The sequence below is a fragment of the Flavivirga amylovorans genome, from assembly GCF_030540875.1.
Classification (GTDB): domain Bacteria; phylum Bacteroidota; class Bacteroidia; order Flavobacteriales; family Flavobacteriaceae; genus Flavivirga; species Flavivirga amylovorans.
In genome coordinates this window covers 329,279-347,578 of sequence record NZ_JAUOEM010000002.1, presented here as the reverse complement: position 1 = coordinate 347,578, position 18,300 = coordinate 329,279, and the positions used below count along the sequence as shown (strand labels likewise).

Genomic DNA, 18,300 nt, shown 5'->3' with positions numbered 1-18,300 from the left:
ATTCTATAAAATGAAAAAATATATAACAGCAAAAGTAATATCAAGAATAGTTATTCTTGTTACGGTATTATTTAGTACGTCTTGCAACGAAGATGAAGTATTAAATACAGTACCTAAAAACCTTGTTGGTCCTGATGCATTATACACAACCGCAGGTGGCTTAGAAACTGGTTTAAATGGTTTATACGCACTTGTACGTATAGAACGTGCGGGGGTTGAAAGTGATTTTAGTGGAAATGGAAATAATATGCTTCTATCTTCTACAATGATAGGTGGTACCGATAACATTTATGGAAATCGTCCTTTAGGTATAGAAAGGTTTTTGAATGAATGGGGCGACCGCTCTCTTAATGGAAGCACCATAAGATATTTTACAGGAGTGTTCGATTGGCTTTACAATATTATCGCTTCTGCCAACATATTAATAAATAGGGCAGAAGGAATATCTGGAGTGTCGCCAGAAGATTTAAATCGTATACTTGGTGAAGCTAGAACGATAAGAGCTTGGGCATATAGGCATCTAACTTTTTTGTTTGGGGATGTCCCTTTAAACTTAGAAGAAATTACAGGTGATAATTTTAGAGACGACTGGCAACGAAATTCGGTTGAAGATATTAGAGCAGCAATGCGGGCAGATCTTGAATTTGCCGTCGCAAATTTACCTGAAAATCACATCTCTAACGGTAAAATAATAAAAGCCGTAGCACAGCACTATTTAGCAGAACTGTTAATTATGGAAGCAGATGCAGGTAGAGCTACATATCAAGAAGCAATAGATGTAGCTTTAGATGCCATTAATGGATCAAGATCCCTAGTAAGGTCAAGGTATGGTGTTAATGCAGCAATGCCTGGTACACCTTTTAGCGATATGTTTTTAAAAGGTAATTCAAACCCTAATGAAGGAAATACAGAAGTTTTGTGGGTATTTCAATATGCAAATTTTATAGAACTAGGAAGTCCTGCCGGAACAAGCATTATGAGACGTTGGCTTCATAGTGAATATGGTAGCACTTCTGATGGTGCTCAAGGATTGACCTATACAGTAGAAAGAGGGGGACGAGGACTTAATAGAATTAGCGCTACGAAATTCCAATTTGATTTGTATAGAGACAATTTAGGTAACATTATAGATGATAGAGGTGATGAGCATGCATGGCGATTATCTTTTACATTGAAACAACACTCTCTAATCGATCCAGACCTTAGTGACGATCCATTATTACCAGGACAAAGCTATGGAGATACTGTAGAAATGATTATTTCAGAAGAAGCAACTGCGCAGAGAAATAGAGCTTTTGTAAGGAAATGGGATGATGCGCCAGAAGAAAACCCTAGATTTGAGAAAACAGTTCAGGATCAAATTTATCTTAGGTTGGCAGATACTTATCTTTTACTTGCTGAAGCCTATTTTAAAAATGGAGACAACACAAATGCGGCTTTTTACATCAATGAATTAAGAGGGCGTGCAAATGCCCCATTAATTTCGCCAGGAGATGTAACCCTAGATTATATATTAGACGAACGCGCTAGAGAACTATTTAGTGAAGAACACAGGCGTTATACTTTATTGAGAAATAATAAATGGGTTGAGCGTACCAATTTGTATAACAAAGTTGTTGGAAACATAAACCCAAATAGAGATAGGTTATATCCTATACCACAAAATTTTATAGACTCTAATGTTGGGGCTCCAATCGAACAAAACCCTGGCTATTAAACAAGTTTAATATAAAAATATTTAAGATGAAAAAATTAATTTATATACAAATACGATTTCTTCTTCCTGTAATCGTATTGTTATTTGCCATTACATCATCATGTGAAGATGATGATAGTGGCTCTTCTGCAGACATTGAATTTCTTGCAGAAGATGAAATCACAGGTTTAGAAAATACTGTAGATCTAGGAGACGTTCCTTTATGCACAACAGGTAGTTTATCCATGATAGTAATAGGTAAAGGCATGCGTTTACCATTAAACGTAACTACAACTAGCGCGAACCTTTCTGTTAATAAAGATATATTTTATGCTGCAAATGCCAGAAATTCGCTTTTTGTGTCTTTTACTCCAGAGAACGGCACCCCTCTTGGGGCTACAGATGTAGGTGCTATTGTATTTAATGGTGAAAACGGATTCTCTAAAAGTATTTCTGTAACAGCTAATATTACAGAACCAGAGACTTTAGACGAAGGTGTTGAAATTTACGCTCATGGTATGGACTTTACAATTGCTGACCCTGCAACAGATAAACGTGTTACCACAGATATTTTTGATAGAGCAGCAACTGTTTTAGACGGTATAACGGTACAACATCGTGTTGCTTCAGATCCAGCACCCGGTAGAAATGATGATGATTTAAGAATTGAGCTAGAAACAGGTAGAGCTAGGTGTCCAGATAATACTGCAGATAGTGGGTGTGGAAGTAGTATAGTATTGGCAACAGATACTGGGTTAGATGCTTCTTTTGAAATATCTTTTTTAGGATTAGAAGCAGGCAGAACTTACTCCGTCTCTTATTGGGTGCGCCCAGGAGGAAGTAGTGGCCCTAGGTCTTTGAATGTTGAAGTAACAGGCAATACAGAAGATATTTTTGAAGACTGGAGTGGTACAAATACTTTTGGCGGAAGTTCAGGAATATTTACAGAAAGAGTTCGTATGGGAATTGCAGATGATGATGGTAATCTTAACATCAAGATTTCGGTTGCTGATAGTAGAGACTTTAGAACAATTATGGTTGACGATGTTAGTGTTAAAACAGGAGCTCCCATCTGTTTCTAATTACACTACTTAAATATTAAAAGCACAAAGCACATGATACAATGTGCTTTGTGCTTTTTTATAATAGAACTCATTTAGACTTTTTTGAGTTGCATAGCAGAGCTCAATGTCATTAATTTAAAGGAATTTATTTTATTTTGTCACGTTGAGCGCAGTCGAAACGCTATTGAAAGCAAGTAGTTTAAATGTCTTCGACTGCGCTCAGACTGACACCACAGTCTTAACTTAATGACATTGTAGTAGAGCTACGGAAGGAAAAAAAGACAAAAACAAAGCTGAAAACAGCAATTTTTTAGCAAATTGAAAAAGTCTAAATGAGTTCATAGTAATAACAATCCAACTTAAATAACATAAAAAGAATATCAATCTATAAAATCAGAATTAAATTTTTTCACATATTTTTTTGGCGTTTCACCAAAACGTTTTTGGAAACATTTGCTAAAATATTTTGAATATTTAAAACCGACCATATAGCTTACTTGAGAAATATTTATTTCTGCATTATTTTCTAGTATTTCTTTAGCTCGTTGCAAACGTATTTCGTTAATAAAGCCATTAGGTGTAAAGTTAGTCCACGCCTTAATTTTTGTAAATAGAAGTGTGCGACTTATTCCTAGCTCTGAACTAAATGTAGGGATATCAAATTGTTCATTACTTATATTATCTGTAACTAAGACAATAGCCTTTTTAAATAGTGTATCATCAATTGACGATACTGTTACTTCTTCAGGAATAAGTATATCATCATTTTTGTATCTCGCTTTCATACGATTATTAGAGATAATCATGTTTCTTACTCTTAAGTAAAACTCTTCTACATCAAAGGGTTTGCTTATATAATCGTCTGCACCACGTTCTAATCCATCTACTTTATAAATTAGTGCTGATCTTGAGGTTAAAAGAATGATTGGAATATGACTAGTCTTTACATTATTTTTAATTTTTTCACAAAGTTCTGTCCCCGACATTTCTGGCATAATAACATCAGAAATTATAAGATCTGGAGCTTTTTTCAAAACTTTGGATAGCGCTTCCTTTCCATTGCTTGCATCAATTATATTATAGCTATTTTTAAGCACATCCTTAATAAATGCTCGAAGCGAATGGTTATCTTCAACTACTAAAATAGTCGCTTGTTCTTCAATAGGAACAGCATTTTTAAAATCAACTATTTTTTTAAGAGATTTATTCTGAAACGGATTTTCATATAAAGAAATATCATCACTAAACTTAAAGTTTTTTATAATTTCTTTAGGATGCAAATGTGATTTCCCAAGAGGTAAAGTGACTGTAAAAGTACTGCCGCCAAATGCGTTAGACACAACATCAACTGTACCTCTGTGTAATTCTACAATGTTTTTTACGATAGATAAGCCTATTCCAGTCCCTTTAATCTGTTTGTGGTACTCAGATTGTTTAGGAGTTTGATAAAAACGATCAAATAACTTTTTTGCATGCACTTCGTTAATACCACATCCAGAATCTATTACCCGCATGGTTATTGTTGATTTGGTTTTCTCAATCTGTACCGTAATATTGCCTTGTTTAGGTGTATATTTAAATGCATTAGATAATAGGTTGAAGAAAACCTGTTCTAATTTTTCCCTGTCATAGTAGACCAAAATTTCTTTTGGAGATGCTTCAAAGTTATATGTATAGTTCCCAATTCGTGCTAACTCGGTAAATGATAAGTATATCTCATTTACAAACTTTACAATATTACCTTTTGCGGCTTTCAAACTAGATTGCTTGTTTTCAAGTTTTCTGAAATCCATTAACCTGTTTATAAGCTGTAACAATTGTTTAGCATTACCTTCTATTAGTAATAGTTTTTTGTATACTTCGTTACTTCCTTTATAGTCCTTTAAAAGTTGTTGCAAAGGTCCAGTTATAAGTGTTAGAGGCGTTCTAAACTCATGAGATACATTTGTAAAAAACTCCAGCTTTTCTTGGTTAATCTCTTTATCCCGCTCTCTTTCTAGGTGCTCTATCTGTAATTGTGTTTTTAATTTAGACCTAGACCTAAAAAAAGAAAAGACACTATAAACAATTCCAGAAAGAGTTAGCAAATAAATAAATATGGCCCAATTACTTCGCCATGGTGCTGGTTTCACTATAACACTTAATTTTGTTGGGTTAGGATTCCAAAAACCATCATTGTTTGCTCCCATAACTTCAAAGTTATATGTTCCAGGATTTTGTATGGTATAATATGCACTAGTTTGGTTGGTTTCTTTCCATGCTGTTTCTAGTCCTAATAGCCTATACTTATAACGGTTCTTTTTTGGATTTATAAAATTAGGTATGGAAAAGTGAATTGAAAAATTAGTATTTGTATGTTTTAAAACCAATGTTTTATTATAAGTTATATTTTGGGATAAAACCTCACTTGAATCTAACGGTTTTATATACTTATTTTGAATCATCAAATTGGTAAGTAGAACTTTAGGCGCATAAGTATTTTTAGTTAATTTACTAGGAACAAAAGATGTTAAACCTAATGTACTGCCAAAATAAAATGTACCATTTACTGTTTTAAGTGCCGCATTATCATTGTATTCACTACCAATCATACCATCGCTTTCATCGTAGCGAATCGCTTTTTGTGATTTTTTGTTAAAATTAATCAACCCTTTGGAAGTGCTCAACCACAAATTATCAGGGTTGTCTTCTAAAATGCCTTGAATGGCGGCTAGAGGAATATTTAACGGTATTTTTTCAAACTTGTTTTCTGAAAATTTATAAATATTGCCATCTTTAGAACCTGCCCAAATAATTCCGTTACTATCTTTAAAAAGTGTTCTTATGTTTTCTCCAACTTGGGTAGTTTCATTATATAAATAACGAGATACTTTAAAAGAGTTTTTTAGATCATCATTAAATTCTATTAAAGAAATACCTCTGGTATTACATAGCCATATTTTTGATTCACTTTCAACTAGAATACGTCTTATATGGTTGTTTATAATACTATTTTTGTTTTCAGAATTGTGTCTAAAAAACCTGTAGAACTTAGATTTTAAATGATATTGAATTAATCCATCACCAAATGTGCCTATTAAAAGCACATCGTTACCACAAGTTTCTAGGGAGTAAATACCTGAATTTTTTAAAATTTGACTTAGCGCTTCAGGAAGTTTATTTTTTAAAATTCTATTAGTCTTAAAATCATATATTAATATACCGTTACTAAAAGTTCCAATCCATAATTGATCATTATGATAGAGTAATGATTTTACATTTTCATTTAAAAGACGTTGGTAATTTTCAGGAACAAGATGTTCTATTGAGTTTTTTTTATGGTCGAGAACATTTACACCTCCTCCTTCTGTTCCAATTAATATTGTAGTATCATCCTTTTTAGCTAATACTCCAATTACATTGTGGCTTAATCCAAGGCCTGTAATCTTTTTTGAATAATTTACAAAGTTTGTATTAGTGCGATCCCATATATTTATACCCCCAAAATAAGAACCAACCCAAACCGATCCTTTTCTATCTACAAATAATTTTTTTATGTAATTGTTTGAAATTCCCTCAAGATTATTTGAATCTGTAATTATATTTATAAGTTTTTTCCCTTTAGAAAAAATATAAATCCCAGAGTTAGTACCCACCCATAAATTGTCCTGTTTATCTTTAATAATAGAACGGATGTCCTGTGCGATTCTTAAACCATTATCAGGAAGGCTTATTGGACTTAATAGTTCAGTAGCCACATCAAGAGAAAATAATCCATTATTCTTTGTGCCTACAAATAAGGAACTATTATTATTTACGTATATATCAGTAATATTTAGTCTTCTTTCACCATCTGCAAATATTTTAAAGTTGTATTTACCATTTTCTGTACCCTCTAGTTTGTATAGCCCATTTTGTGTTCCTAACCAAATAACTCCATTGGCAGATTGCTCAATAACTTGAACTACTGTTCCAGAAAAATCTTCATTGAGATAATCAATGTTAGTTTTTAAAGTGTCAGAGGCAATATCATAAATACTTATACCATTACTAGTGCCAAACCACAAATCTCCATTGAGCATACTCTTCATGCTTAAGACTCTTTGCCCAGAATTAGAGTTAGAATATAAAAATCTTTTGAAGGTTTTAAGAAATGGATTGTAGCGATTAAGCCCGTTACTAGTACCTACCCATAAATAATGGTTTTTATCTTCTTGAATACATAAAATATCATTATTACTTATGCTTGTAGAATCTTGAGGATTGTGTTTAAAAACCTCAAAGTGTGTACCATCATATTTATTTAAACCATCTCTTGTTCCTAACCAAATCTGACCAAGTGTGTCTTGTTTTATTGCAATAACAGTACTTTGACTTAAGCCATCTGTAGTGTTTAAATGTTTAAACTTGTAATCTGTCTGAGAAAAAGTATGATTACAGTAAATGTTTAATACTATAATTAAATAAAATGTCTTCAATAAAACCCTCATTAGCAAATTACTTTAAAAGACTAAAATTTCATTCCCCATGGCAGTTAGCAATTTAAGATAAAAACACAACTTTTGTTGATAAAGTTAATAAATTACCTGTACTATTTGAAAAATGGATTTAAAAGAGAATCAACTTGTATAGACAATTTAGATACAAGCCAAGTAAAAAATGTAAAATAACTACTCTATGTATAAGCAATAACTTATAAGTTAATTACCGTAAAAATCATTATTTTTTATTAAGCCTTTTATTTAATTGATACTCATATAATGATGGCACACTATGTAACGGTTTATTTATAAACTCTTTATATGATTCAGGTTCATATTTAATGTTTAGGGGGTTATTACCATGAATACCAATAAGTCTTGCATGTACACCGTCTTTCATTCCATACAATAAAAAAGGAGCCTCACTATCTAACCCACTCAAAAAATGCACTTTAATATTCCAAAAGGTATTGTAAGCCCCATGAGAAGGTTTCCAATAAGGTGCACCGCCACCTGCAAATAAAGGATAAGATCTTTTTTCTGATGGCAATACATGTACAGTTATTTTGTCAAATAAATTTTGATGGTTAGCGCCAGAGTGCTGGTCTAAAATAGGGTCTCTAAACACTTCGCAATTATGATATACATTTTTAGTAGAAAAGGTATTAAAACTTAAAGGGTGTTCAGCTTTATTATATACTCTAATGTTTTGTGCTAAAATATTATGTACTCCAGCCATGGCCACTGTATAATGGGCAATATTTGTACCTTTCAATGTTATGTTTTGTATGGTGACATTCGCTATTTCTTCAGTTAAGATACCGCTATCGGCATTTTCAATAACAATATCGTTAACCCAACTGTTAAACACCCTTGTTAAAAATATACCATTATTGCCTCGTTCAACATGATGTGCAATTCTTACATTAGGTGTAAAGGTTAATTTTATATGCTCAATACCTACTTGCTCTAAATGTTTCCATTCTGATAGTTGGGCTTCATACTCTGGCTTTACATCAATTGTTAATGGTGTTTTAATAGTGATTTTATTTTTTGAAACATTAACAATCTCTACTTGCTGTCTTACAATTGGTAAATCTGGAAACATCCAATGATGCGAGCCTACTTTCACATCACAACCTTTATACAAATCCTTTATTACTATACCTTTTTCACCTTGTTTATTAAACAATTGAAGTACTACAACATCTCCTTTTTTTAAGCCTTTTACATCAGAAACGGTAAACGTATAATCTCCCCTTTTACCTTCATGAACTTTAGCCAAAACATTGTATGGTCTTTCGTATTTTTTCAAGTAAGATTTTACACGAACTCCAGGAACTCGTGTCCAAATAAAGCCTCCAGACCAGGCATATTGAGAAAACGGAAGGTCTATATTGTTTTCTTTTTCTCTTTGACGCTTATCAAACTTTATAAGATATTCTCTTAGCTCCTTTAAATCTTCTGGATCTTTAACATACATTAGAGGTCTTGGGAAATAAATTTCTGAACCAGAAACGCCAGTTCCCGTGCCACGAAGCACAAAATGGCTACGCTCTACATATAAAATTTCACTTAAAATAATTCTTCCAGCTGGTAATTGTAAAATAGCAGTGCCATCAGTTTTATTGGCAACTTCCATAGCTTTTTTTAATGCTTTGGTATCATCTAAACCATCATTAGGAATAACACCAAAATCTGTAGCTAAAATTATTTTGCCCTTAGACCTTGAAATAGGTTGCTCTCCATATTCATAACCTGCATAACTAAAATCTGGTAAGTAATGTGTTGTAGAGGTTTGTTTATCTGATAGTATTTTTGGAAATTCTTGAGCTTCCATTATACTAAATAAACTCAAAACTAAAATGAATACAATTCTATTTTTAGCATTAACATTTTTAGTAAATAGTGTGTTCATGTTTTCTGATAGTGATAAATTAGTATTTAATTGTTTTCGTTTTTGTAATATTCTTGCAAGGTGTAGAATGCCTTTTTAGGAATGCCCTGTTCAGAGATTAATCCCTTTCTGTTAAAGTCTTTTTGTACTCTTCTCAAGTGTCTTCGAGGAGATCTAAAATCCATTAATATCCATGGAGATACACCACTTAAAAAATCGATATTCCGAAGCATTTCTATATTATTTATGTAAACAGCTTCTTGGTACTCCTCGGTCCAACGTTGATTAGGTTCTCCATGAAGCCCTTGTAAAGCACCGCCACCAAGTTCACTCATAATCATAGGTTTATTAAAATGATTTTTCCAACGTAGCGTATTGCATGATTCTGGCGCTCCGCTATACCAGCCACAGTAACTATTTATACCTATTACATCTACATAATTGCCTAATTTGTCTTCTATAATTTTTTCATTTTTACTTCCTGTTTGCGTATCTAAGGCTGCTGTTATTAATCTTGAATCATCTAATTGTCGAGTTTTTTTTGATAGTTTAGATAAAAAGTCCAATCTATCATTTCCTTCAGGAGTTTCATTTGCAATAGACCATAATATAATAGCTGCTCTATTTTTATCACGGGATATCATTTCAAACAACTGTTGTTCAGCATTATCGTATGTAACTGGATTGTCAAAAAGCACAGTCCAGTATACAGGAATTTCAGACCAAATTAAAAATCCCATTTTTTCCGCTTCTTTTACCATACTTTCGCTATGCGGATAATGTGCTAATCTAATAAAATTACAACCCAAATCTTTTGCCCATTTTAATAGCGTAATACATTCTTCTTTGGTAGCTACTCTTCCTGTTTTAAAAGGTGCTTCTTCATGTATACTTATCCCTTTTAGAAATATTGCTTCACCATTTAAAATAATTTTAGAGCCTTGGGTTGCTATAGTTCTAAAACCTATTTTATCTGTAATAGTATCACTCTTGAAACAGATTTTAACATCGTATAATTTAGGATGTTTTGGGTGCCACAATTCTGGGTTGGCTTTAATGGTAAAATTGGTGCTGTTATTTTTAATGACCACCTCTTTATTAATCCCTAATTCTGGAATTGTAATAGTAGCCTTTTCGCCATTAACTCCATTTTTTGTTTCTATATGACCGTTGATTTCATTTTTACTACCCTTTTTTAATCCAATTGTATAATCTAAGATATGTTGCTTAGGCACATGGATTAAATGTACAGATCTTGTAATGCCTCCGTAATTCCACCAATCTGTATTTACAGTAGGTATAGCTTCTCGTTTTCTTTTGTTATCAACTTTAACTACAAGATGATTGTCTTCTTTTAAAAGTTTACCTGAAACATCAATTTGAAAGGGTGTATACCCTCCTATATGGCTCCCTATCATTTTTCCATTTAAATATATTTTGGCATCATAATTTACTGCTTCAAAATACAAATACACCTGTTCTTTCTCCAATTTTTGTATGTAATCAAATGTTTTTTTATACCAAACTGTTCCCTCGTAATAGTAAAGCTTTTCCATTTGTGTATTCCAATCACCAGGAACGTTTAATTGATAATCAGTATCAAAGTCGTACTCAATAAGATCGGATGGTGACTCCATTTTTCTATTGGCAAAAAAGCCGCTCTTTTCTCTTGGTAGTAACCTATGATTATAATACCCATTTTCTAATGGATCTATAATAATTTGCCATAAACCATTTAACGAGGTTCTTTCTCTAGAATCTATATTTTGAATAAAAGGAGAATTTGCTTCTTTGTTTGATTGTGAATAAATATTCAAACTAAAAAATAGTAGTCCTATCAAGCAAATTGTTTTCGTGTACTGTAATATTTTTTTCATGATGTTATTTGTATTCAATATTATCAAAAACTATTGATGTTATAATTCAAATAAGGTATACTATAATACATTCTATGCACAAACTGTAATTATCTTAATAATATGAAGGGAATTAAATAGTATTTTTAAAATTATTAAGTTGTAAAAAAATTATATTAGTATGAATTTACAGAAACTCACTTTGATTACCCTACTTTTTTTTAGTTTAAATTGTTTCGCTCAAAAACCCGAAAGAAGCTTTTCTTCGGATTTATATAAAACATTTACCAGTAACGGTGCTTGGTGTTGGTTTGCAGATCCTCGCGCCGTAAGCTTGAACAATAAAATATATTCAGGTTGGGTAACTTCAAACGGTAGTATAATGGTAGGAAGTTACAATCAAGACACTTCAGAAATTAAAGAAGTAAATTTATTTCCAGAATTTAATAAAGATGATCATGCAAATCCGTCCTTTTTAATACTTCCAAATAAAAAAATAATGATATTCTTCTCCTCCCATAACGGCATGGGAAAAGATGAAAAAGCACCCTCAATACTTTATGCTGTTACTAAAAAGCCTGAGGATATATCAGAATGGGAACCTTTGCAAAGAAAAACAGAAAATGTGGAAGGCCCGAAAGGGTTTTGCTATACAAACCCAGTACTACTATCTGAAGAGAATAACAGAATCTATTTGTTTTGGAGAGGCGCAGATTGGAAGCCTACATTTAGTTATTCAGATGATTTTGGAAAGACTTGGTCAAAATCTACAAGTCTTATAAAATCTTCTTTAAATGGATTAAAAAGACCTTATGTAAAAGTTTCTAGTAATAATAAAGATGAAATTTATTTTGCTTTTACAGATGGACATCCTCGTAACGAACCTTTAAATAGCATTTATTATTTAAAATATAAAGCTGGAAAATTTTATAAAGCAGATGGTTCTGTAGTAGGTACTTTAGATGCTTTACCTATTGAACATGAATCATGTGATGTTGTTTATAATGCTAATGACTATTTTTTAGAACACAGAAATGGTGTTCCTGCTTGGATTTGGGATGTAAGCTGTGACAAAAAAGGAAATCCAGTTGTTGTTTATACTCGGCTGCCTGAAGAAACCAAACATGAATATTACTATGCTATATGGGATAAAACTTCATGGAAAAACTCAAAAATTGCTGCTGCAGGTTCTTCTTTCCCTAGATATAATAGAACAAAAGAAATGCGAGATCCAGAACCTCATTATTCGGGAGGGATATACTTAGACCATAACAATACTAATATTGTGTATTATTCAAAACCTGTGCATGATATTTTTGAAATTTTTACGGCTGAAACAAAAGATCTAGGTGCAAATTGGGAGGAAACAGCATTAACCTCAGATTCCATGAAAGATAACGTACGTCCTTTTGTTTTAAAAGACACTAATGAAGATTCCAAAATCCAAGTTTTATGGATGTATAACGATAGATACTCCGAGTATAAAGATTATAATACACGTATAAAAATGGACGTTTTAAGAATAAAAGTTAAAGAAGAATAGTTCATTTTACTCTTGAAACAGGTTTAAATAATGCCTTTTTATTTGGTTTTTAACATAGAAACTGACGTTATTTAAGTTTTTTTATTGAAAAACGAACTCTATTGCTAAATATATTATGTATATAACTATTCTTGCAAAGTTAGTACCTTCTAATATTACTTTTACGTATTTTTTTCTCCCTATTTTGTATTACCAAGCATAAAAGCTGGTTTGGTAATTTATAATTATTCTGACTTCAAAACTATACATTATAAGTTGTTTCTGTTTTCTTACATCTGTATATTTATATCTTAGGACTATTTTACTCTATTCCTGAATTTTTAATGCTAAAGGCTTTATTATTTTTGCCATGATCATGAAGTTAAATTAAAAACAACCAACATAGAAGTTGTGCTTGTAGTTATCATTAGTTTCTTTTCTAAGAGCTAGTTGTTTCTGTTTTTAATTTAGCTTTAAAACATAGAAAGATGTTAAGGATTTAAAAACCTAACACTTATTTTAATGATTTTGAAGTTTTTGGTATTTTTTAATAAAAAGTAATGAATAGATATTTTGTTTACATCGCACAATTTTTTATCGCAGGTCTAATTTTTTCATGCAAACCATCTTCAAATAAGACTGATCTTATTGAAAATTTGCTAAAAGAAAGATATGATATACTATTAAGCTACACTCCAGATTCCTTGGCAATGCCTAGAAGTTATTCTTTTGAAACTGAAAAAATCAGAAAAGTTCCTTCTAAAGATTGGACTAGTGGGTTTTATCCTGGAAATCTTTGGCTACTCTATAAGCTATCAGGAAATGAAAGCTATAAACATCATGCAAAACAATGGACCGCTTTTATCGAAAAGGAAAAACATAATGACAAAACCCACGATATGGGATTTAAAGTCTTTTGCAGCTTCGGTCAAGGTTTAAAGCACACCAATAGTGAAGACTATAAAAGTATTATCATCAAAAGTGCTAAAACCTTAAGCACACGTTTTAATGATAGCATTGGCTGTATCAGGTCGTGGGATTTTAATAAAGATATATGGCAATTCCCAGTAATTATTGATAATATGATGAATCTAGAATTGCTTTTTGAAGCTACTAAATTATCTCAAGATAGCACCTATCATAATATGGCAATACAACATGCCAATACTACCTTAAAAAACCATTTTAGAGATGACCACAGTATTTTTCATGTTATAGACTATGATACGATTTCCTATCAACCTCGAATGAAAGTAACCCATCAGGGATTAAATGATCTATCCGTTTGGGCTAGAGGGCAAGCTTGGGGTATATATGGTTATACTATGGCTTATAGGTATACTAAAGATTCACGCTATTTAAAGCAAGCAGAAGCTACTGCAACTTTTTATTTAAATCATAAAAAATTACGAGATGATGGTATCCCATATTGGGATTTCCACGATCCAGAGATACCTAACGCTCCAAGAGATGTATCAGCTGCAACTATAGTAGCAGCTGCACTCGTAGAACTCTACGGTTTTACAAAAAATAAAACGTATCTAAATTATAGTAAAAAGGTAGTAGAAGCTTTAAAATCCGAAGAATACATACTTGAAACCTCCGTTAATGCACCTTTCATTTTAAAACATAGTACTGGAAATTGGCCTAAAAATGATGAAGTTGATGTTCCTATAATTTATGCAGACTACTATTTCTTAGAAACACTTCTAAGGCTAAAAAATGTAAACACAATCTAAATCTTATTTCTTTTGATAAAAAAAATACACCTAGCAATATCATTATCTCTACTCATGCTTATTTCATGTAATCCAACTAGAGATAATGTTACAGATTTTCAGAGAACAACAACAAATATCAATAACAATTGGTTATACTTAGAAAACAATACAGAAAATCTAGATCTCGCAATAAGCCAAAAAAAATGGATTCAAATAAATTTACCACATACATGGAATAATTTAGATGCTACAGATTCAGAACCTGGTTACAGACGTAATGCTAGTTGGTATAAAAAAGAATTAGAGATTCCTAAAATTAATAGCAATACCATTTACGAACTTTATTTTGAAGGCGTCAATATAACTAGTCAAATTTATGTAAACAATAAAAAAGTTGGCAAGCATATTGGTGGCTACATTGGATTTAGCATAGATATAACAAATGCTCTTATACAAGGCAAAAACACCATTTTAGTAAGAGCCGATAACAGTTATAACCCAGAAGTTATTCCATCACAAAAAAGCGATTTTTTCATTTTTGGTGGTATAACAAGGGATGTTTGGCTAAAAACCAAACCAAATATGCACATAACAAATCTTAAGATAATCACTCCAGAAGTTTCTAATAAAAACGCTTCAATTTTAGCCACTTTCAATATTACCAATTACACAACTTCGCCTAGTTTAAAATTGAAAGCTACATTGATTGATGATGAAAATCGAACCATTGCCACTGATAGTTTTAAAGTTACCCAAGCATCTTCTGAAATAAGTTTCAAAAACATTGAAAATCCTAAACTTTGGGATATTGATCATCCAAATTTGTATACTCTTAAAATAGCTTTAATAGAAGGGCAATTAGAGAAAGATATAATATCAGAACGTGTTGGATTTAGATGGTTTGAATTTAAGGATTACGGCGCTTTTTATTTAAACGGTAAACGTTTATTATTACGAGGAACTCATAGACACGAAGAACATGCTGGTGTTGGAGCTGCTATGAGTAATATACAGCATAGAAAAGACATGGAGCAAATCAAGAGTATGGGAGCCAACTTTGTGCGTTTAGCACACTATCCACAAGATCCAGAAGTATATAAAGCTTGTGATGAGTTAGGTTTATTAGTTTGGGATGAGTTACCATGGTGTAGAGGAGGTGTTGGAAATGCGCAATGGAAAAACAATACTAAAAAAATATTAAAAGAAATCATTACCCAAAATTATAACCATCCAAGTATAATATTATGGTCCTTGGGCAATGAAATTTATTGGTTGCCAGATTTTAAAGACGGCGACAATACCAATAAAATCAATGATTATCTTCAAGAGTTAAATGATTTAGCTCATAACTTAGATCCTACACGTAAAACGGCAATTCGTAAATATTACGATGGCGCTCATATTGTGGATGTGTTTTCGCCTTCTATTTGGTCTGGATGGTACTCTGGAAGTTATAAAAGTTACCATAAAGCTCTTGATAAGTACAAAAAGCAATATCCACATTTTCTTCATGCAGAATATGGTGGAGCAAGTCATTTAGGCAGGCATTCAGAAACACCTATTACTGGCGATAATCTCATAAAATCGGATGGTTGGGAAGAACCTATTGTACAGGTTAAAGTGGCTAATATTGCCCAAATTGGAGATTGGAGCGAAAACTACATTGTAGATCTTTTCGATTGGCATTTAAGATTAACAGAAACAGACTCTTCCTTTGTAGGTAATGCACAATGGGCGTTTAAAGATTTTGGCACCCCATTGCGACCCGAAAACGATATTCCATATATCAATCAAAAAGGATTGGTTGATAGAGATGGAAACCCTAAAGATGCTTATTACGTTTTTAAAAGCTATTGGGCACAAGAGCCTTTTGTATATATAGAATCACATACTTGGACAGAGCGCCAAGGCCCCAAGGAAAAAGAAAGGACTATTAGTGTTTTTAGCAATTGTAGTGCAGTAACATTGTACCATAATGGAGAGAAGTTAGAGCAGAAAATCAAGGACATAAACAAATTTCCAGCTTCCGGACTTACTTGGAACATATTGTTTAAAGCAGGTCAAAACGAACTGATTGCTGAAGGTCTTTCGTCCGAAAACCAAGTAGTAAGCGATACAATTCATGTGAATTACAGATTTACTAAAAATGATAGAGCAAAATCGATAAAGTTGACTTCAAAAAAATTGAATAATGGCAATTATTTAGTAACTGCCATAGCTTATGATGGAAATGGTCTACGATGTTTGGATTTTGAAGACAGAATCTATTTTCAATGTATGAAAGGTGGCACATTACTCAAATACCAAGGTACGCCAACTGGCAGTAATATAATAGATATGGCGAACGGAAAAGCATCAGTTGAAGTTATTCCAGATAATACATCAAAAAAAATCAATGTTATGGTTTTAAATCAAAATTTTAAAGGAACTTATTTGGAAATTGAAAAATAACCTTTAGAATTTATAAGCTTAATTTCCCAATTGATAATAAGTTAATATAGTATATCTTATATTTAAACATTAAAATTAACTACAATGAACATTTCGAAGTTATTTATTGTAATAGTCATTTTTTCAAGTTTATTTAATTGTAAAAATGAAGTAAGGCAAGATGAAAACAAAACGACTCCAAAGCAGTATAAGCCTAATTGGGAATCTTTATCTGAGCACAAAGCGGCTCCAGAATGGTTTGTAGATGCAAAACTAGGTATCTATTTTCATTGGGGTGTTTATAGTGTTCCTGCATTTGGTAGTGCTTGGTACCCACGTAATATGTATATTGAAGACAGTAAAGAATATAAATATCATAAAAAAACGTACGGTAATGTTGCCGAATTTGGATATCACGACTTTATTCCCATGTTCACAGCAGAACATTTTAACCCAGAAGAATGGGCAGAACTCTTTAAGGAATCTGGAGCAAAATTTGCTGGACCAGTAGCGCAGCACCATGATGGTTTTGCAATGTGGCAAAGTAAAATAAACCCTTGGAATGCTTATGATATGGGACCAAAAAGAGATATTTTGGGAGAGCTTTTTAAATCTCTGGAGAAAAGAGATATGAAAACCATAGCGACCTTTCACCATGCGCGTCATGGTCAAAGAAACGCTAAAAATCCAAATTATTGGGGTGAAGCTGGTTATAATAGCCATTACCCATATCATCCAGATTTACCAACATCAACAACAGATCCTGAGCTCAGAAAACTTTATGGGAATTTCGAAGCCATAGATGAATTCAATCAATACTGGTTAAACCAAGTCAATGAAGTAGTAGATAACTATAATCCAGATATTATTTGGTTTGATTCTTGGTTAAATGTGATACCAGAGCAGTATCGACAAGAAATGGCGATGCACTTTTTAAATAATGGATTAAAACATGATAAAGAACTAGTAATTTGTCATAAGCAAGAAGATATGCCTATGTCTTTAAGTGTTTTAGATTTTGAACAAGGTGGGCGTCGCGAAATCAATCCTATGCCCTGGATGACAGACATTACATTAGGACAAAGCCGTTGGATGTATGTAGAAGGACATGAATACAAGAATTCCGCCTTGGTAATCCGAAATATGATTGATGTTTGGAGCAAAAATGGTGTTGTATTGCTTAATGTTTCTCCTCGTGCAGACGGTGTTATTCCAGATGAGCAACGCCAAGTTTTAAAAGATATTGGTAATTGGTTAAAGGTACACGGTGAAGCAGTATACGGAACACGAACGTTTAGTCATTATGGATATGGTAATGCAAAAACTTCAGCGGGTCATTTTGGAGGGCAATCTGCAAAAACAAAATATACTGCAGACGATGTACGATTTACAGTCTCTAAAGACAATAAAACGATGTATGCCTTTTTCTTAGGCAAACCAGAATCTGGAAAACGTATAGAAATGAGACCTTTAGGTCTACACAGATACCCTACACGTTCACCAATAAAGCGTATTACTTTACTAGGTACCGATATTGATACTGAACTTAAATGGGAATTAACTCCAGAAACCTTCCATTTAACCATGCCAGATGTTGAAATGAACGATTTGGCTACTGTACTTAAATTTGAACTTGAATAATAATTTAACTCGT

General features: G+C 32.4%; 9 protein-coding genes. 6 read left to right on the top strand and 3 right to left on the bottom strand.

Features of this window, described 5'->3' with window-relative positions:
- Positions 1-10 precede the first annotated feature (10 nt).
- Positions 11-1,717 (top strand): RagB/SusD family nutrient uptake outer membrane protein, encoded by a 1,707-nt coding sequence (locus Q4Q39_RS06625; RefSeq protein WP_303281628.1) that lies wholly within the window; start codon positions 11-13, stop codon positions 1,715-1,717.
- Between the two features lie 26 nt (positions 1,718-1,743).
- On the top strand, positions 1,744-2,778 hold the full coding sequence (locus Q4Q39_RS06620) for a hypothetical protein (protein ID WP_303281627.1): 1,035 nt from the start codon (positions 1,744-1,746) through the stop codon (positions 2,776-2,778).
- Positions 2,779-3,140: 362 nt separating this feature from the next.
- Here the strand turns inward: Q4Q39_RS06620 and Q4Q39_RS06615 are convergent, their stop codons facing one another.
- The 3 genes from Q4Q39_RS06615 to Q4Q39_RS06605 all read right to left on the bottom strand — a co-directional run bounded on the left by Q4Q39_RS06615 (position 3,141) and on the right by Q4Q39_RS06605 (position 10,994).
- Positions 3,141-7,229: a hybrid sensor histidine kinase/response regulator transcription factor gene (locus Q4Q39_RS06615; protein ID WP_303281626.1), complete on the bottom strand. Its 4,089-nt coding sequence runs from the start codon at positions 7,227-7,229 to the stop codon at positions 3,141-3,143.
- A gap of 229 nt (positions 7,230-7,458) precedes the next feature.
- On the bottom strand, positions 7,459-9,138 hold the full coding sequence (locus Q4Q39_RS06610; protein WP_303281625.1) for a DUF4955 domain-containing protein: 1,680 nt from the start codon (positions 9,136-9,138) through the stop codon (positions 7,459-7,461).
- A gap of 26 nt (positions 9,139-9,164) precedes the next feature.
- Positions 9,165-10,994: a glycoside hydrolase family 2 protein gene (locus Q4Q39_RS06605; RefSeq protein WP_303281624.1), complete on the bottom strand. Its 1,830-nt coding sequence runs from the start codon at positions 10,992-10,994 to the stop codon at positions 9,165-9,167.
- Between the two features lie 160 nt (positions 10,995-11,154).
- Here Q4Q39_RS06605 and Q4Q39_RS06600 point away from each other — a divergent pair, with 160 nt between their 5' ends.
- The 4 genes from Q4Q39_RS06600 to Q4Q39_RS06585 all read left to right on the top strand — a co-directional run bounded on the left by Q4Q39_RS06600 (position 11,155) and on the right by Q4Q39_RS06585 (position 18,287).
- Positions 11,155-12,516 (top strand): BNR-4 repeat-containing protein, encoded by a 1,362-nt coding sequence (locus Q4Q39_RS06600; RefSeq protein ID WP_303281623.1) that lies wholly within the window; start codon positions 11,155-11,157, stop codon positions 12,514-12,516.
- A gap of 539 nt (positions 12,517-13,055) precedes the next feature.
- On the top strand, positions 13,056-14,234 hold the full coding sequence (locus tag Q4Q39_RS06595; protein WP_303281622.1) for a glycoside hydrolase family 88 protein: 1,179 nt from the start codon (positions 13,056-13,058) through the stop codon (positions 14,232-14,234).
- Between the two features lie 12 nt (positions 14,235-14,246).
- The gene (locus tag Q4Q39_RS06590) at positions 14,247-16,667 is read left to right on the top strand and encodes a glycoside hydrolase family 2 protein (protein ID WP_303281621.1); all 2,421 of its coding nucleotides are present in this window, start codon (positions 14,247-14,249) and stop codon (positions 16,665-16,667) included.
- Between the two features lie 84 nt (positions 16,668-16,751).
- Positions 16,752-18,287, top strand: a complete 1,536-nt coding sequence (locus Q4Q39_RS06585; RefSeq protein WP_303281620.1) for an alpha-L-fucosidase — start codon at positions 16,752-16,754, stop codon at positions 18,285-18,287.
- Positions 18,288-18,300: the final 13 nt, after the last annotated feature.

Bases quoted from the DNA above. Each gene is read 5' to 3' on its own strand.
- Q4Q39_RS06625 (WP_303281628.1), top strand. From the start codon at position 11: ATGAAAAAATATATAACAGCAAAAGTAATATCAAGAATAGTTATTCTT.
- Q4Q39_RS06620 (WP_303281627.1), top strand. From the start codon at position 1,744: ATGAAAAAATTAATTTATATACAAATACGATTTCTTCTTCCTGTAATC.
- Q4Q39_RS06615 (WP_303281626.1), bottom strand. From the start codon at position 7,229: ATGAGGGTTTTATTGAAGACATTTTATTTAATTATAGTATTAAACATT.
- Q4Q39_RS06610 (WP_303281625.1), bottom strand. From the start codon at position 9,138: ATGAACACACTATTTACTAAAAATGTTAATGCTAAAAATAGAATTGTA.
- Q4Q39_RS06605 (WP_303281624.1), bottom strand. From the start codon at position 10,994: ATGAAAAAAATATTACAGTACACGAAAACAATTTGCTTGATAGGACTA.
- Q4Q39_RS06600 (WP_303281623.1), top strand. From the start codon at position 11,155: ATGAATTTACAGAAACTCACTTTGATTACCCTACTTTTTTTTAGTTTA.
- Q4Q39_RS06595 (WP_303281622.1), top strand. From the start codon at position 13,056: ATGAATAGATATTTTGTTTACATCGCACAATTTTTTATCGCAGGTCTA.
- Q4Q39_RS06585 (WP_303281620.1), top strand. From the start codon at position 16,752: ATGAACATTTCGAAGTTATTTATTGTAATAGTCATTTTTTCAAGTTTA.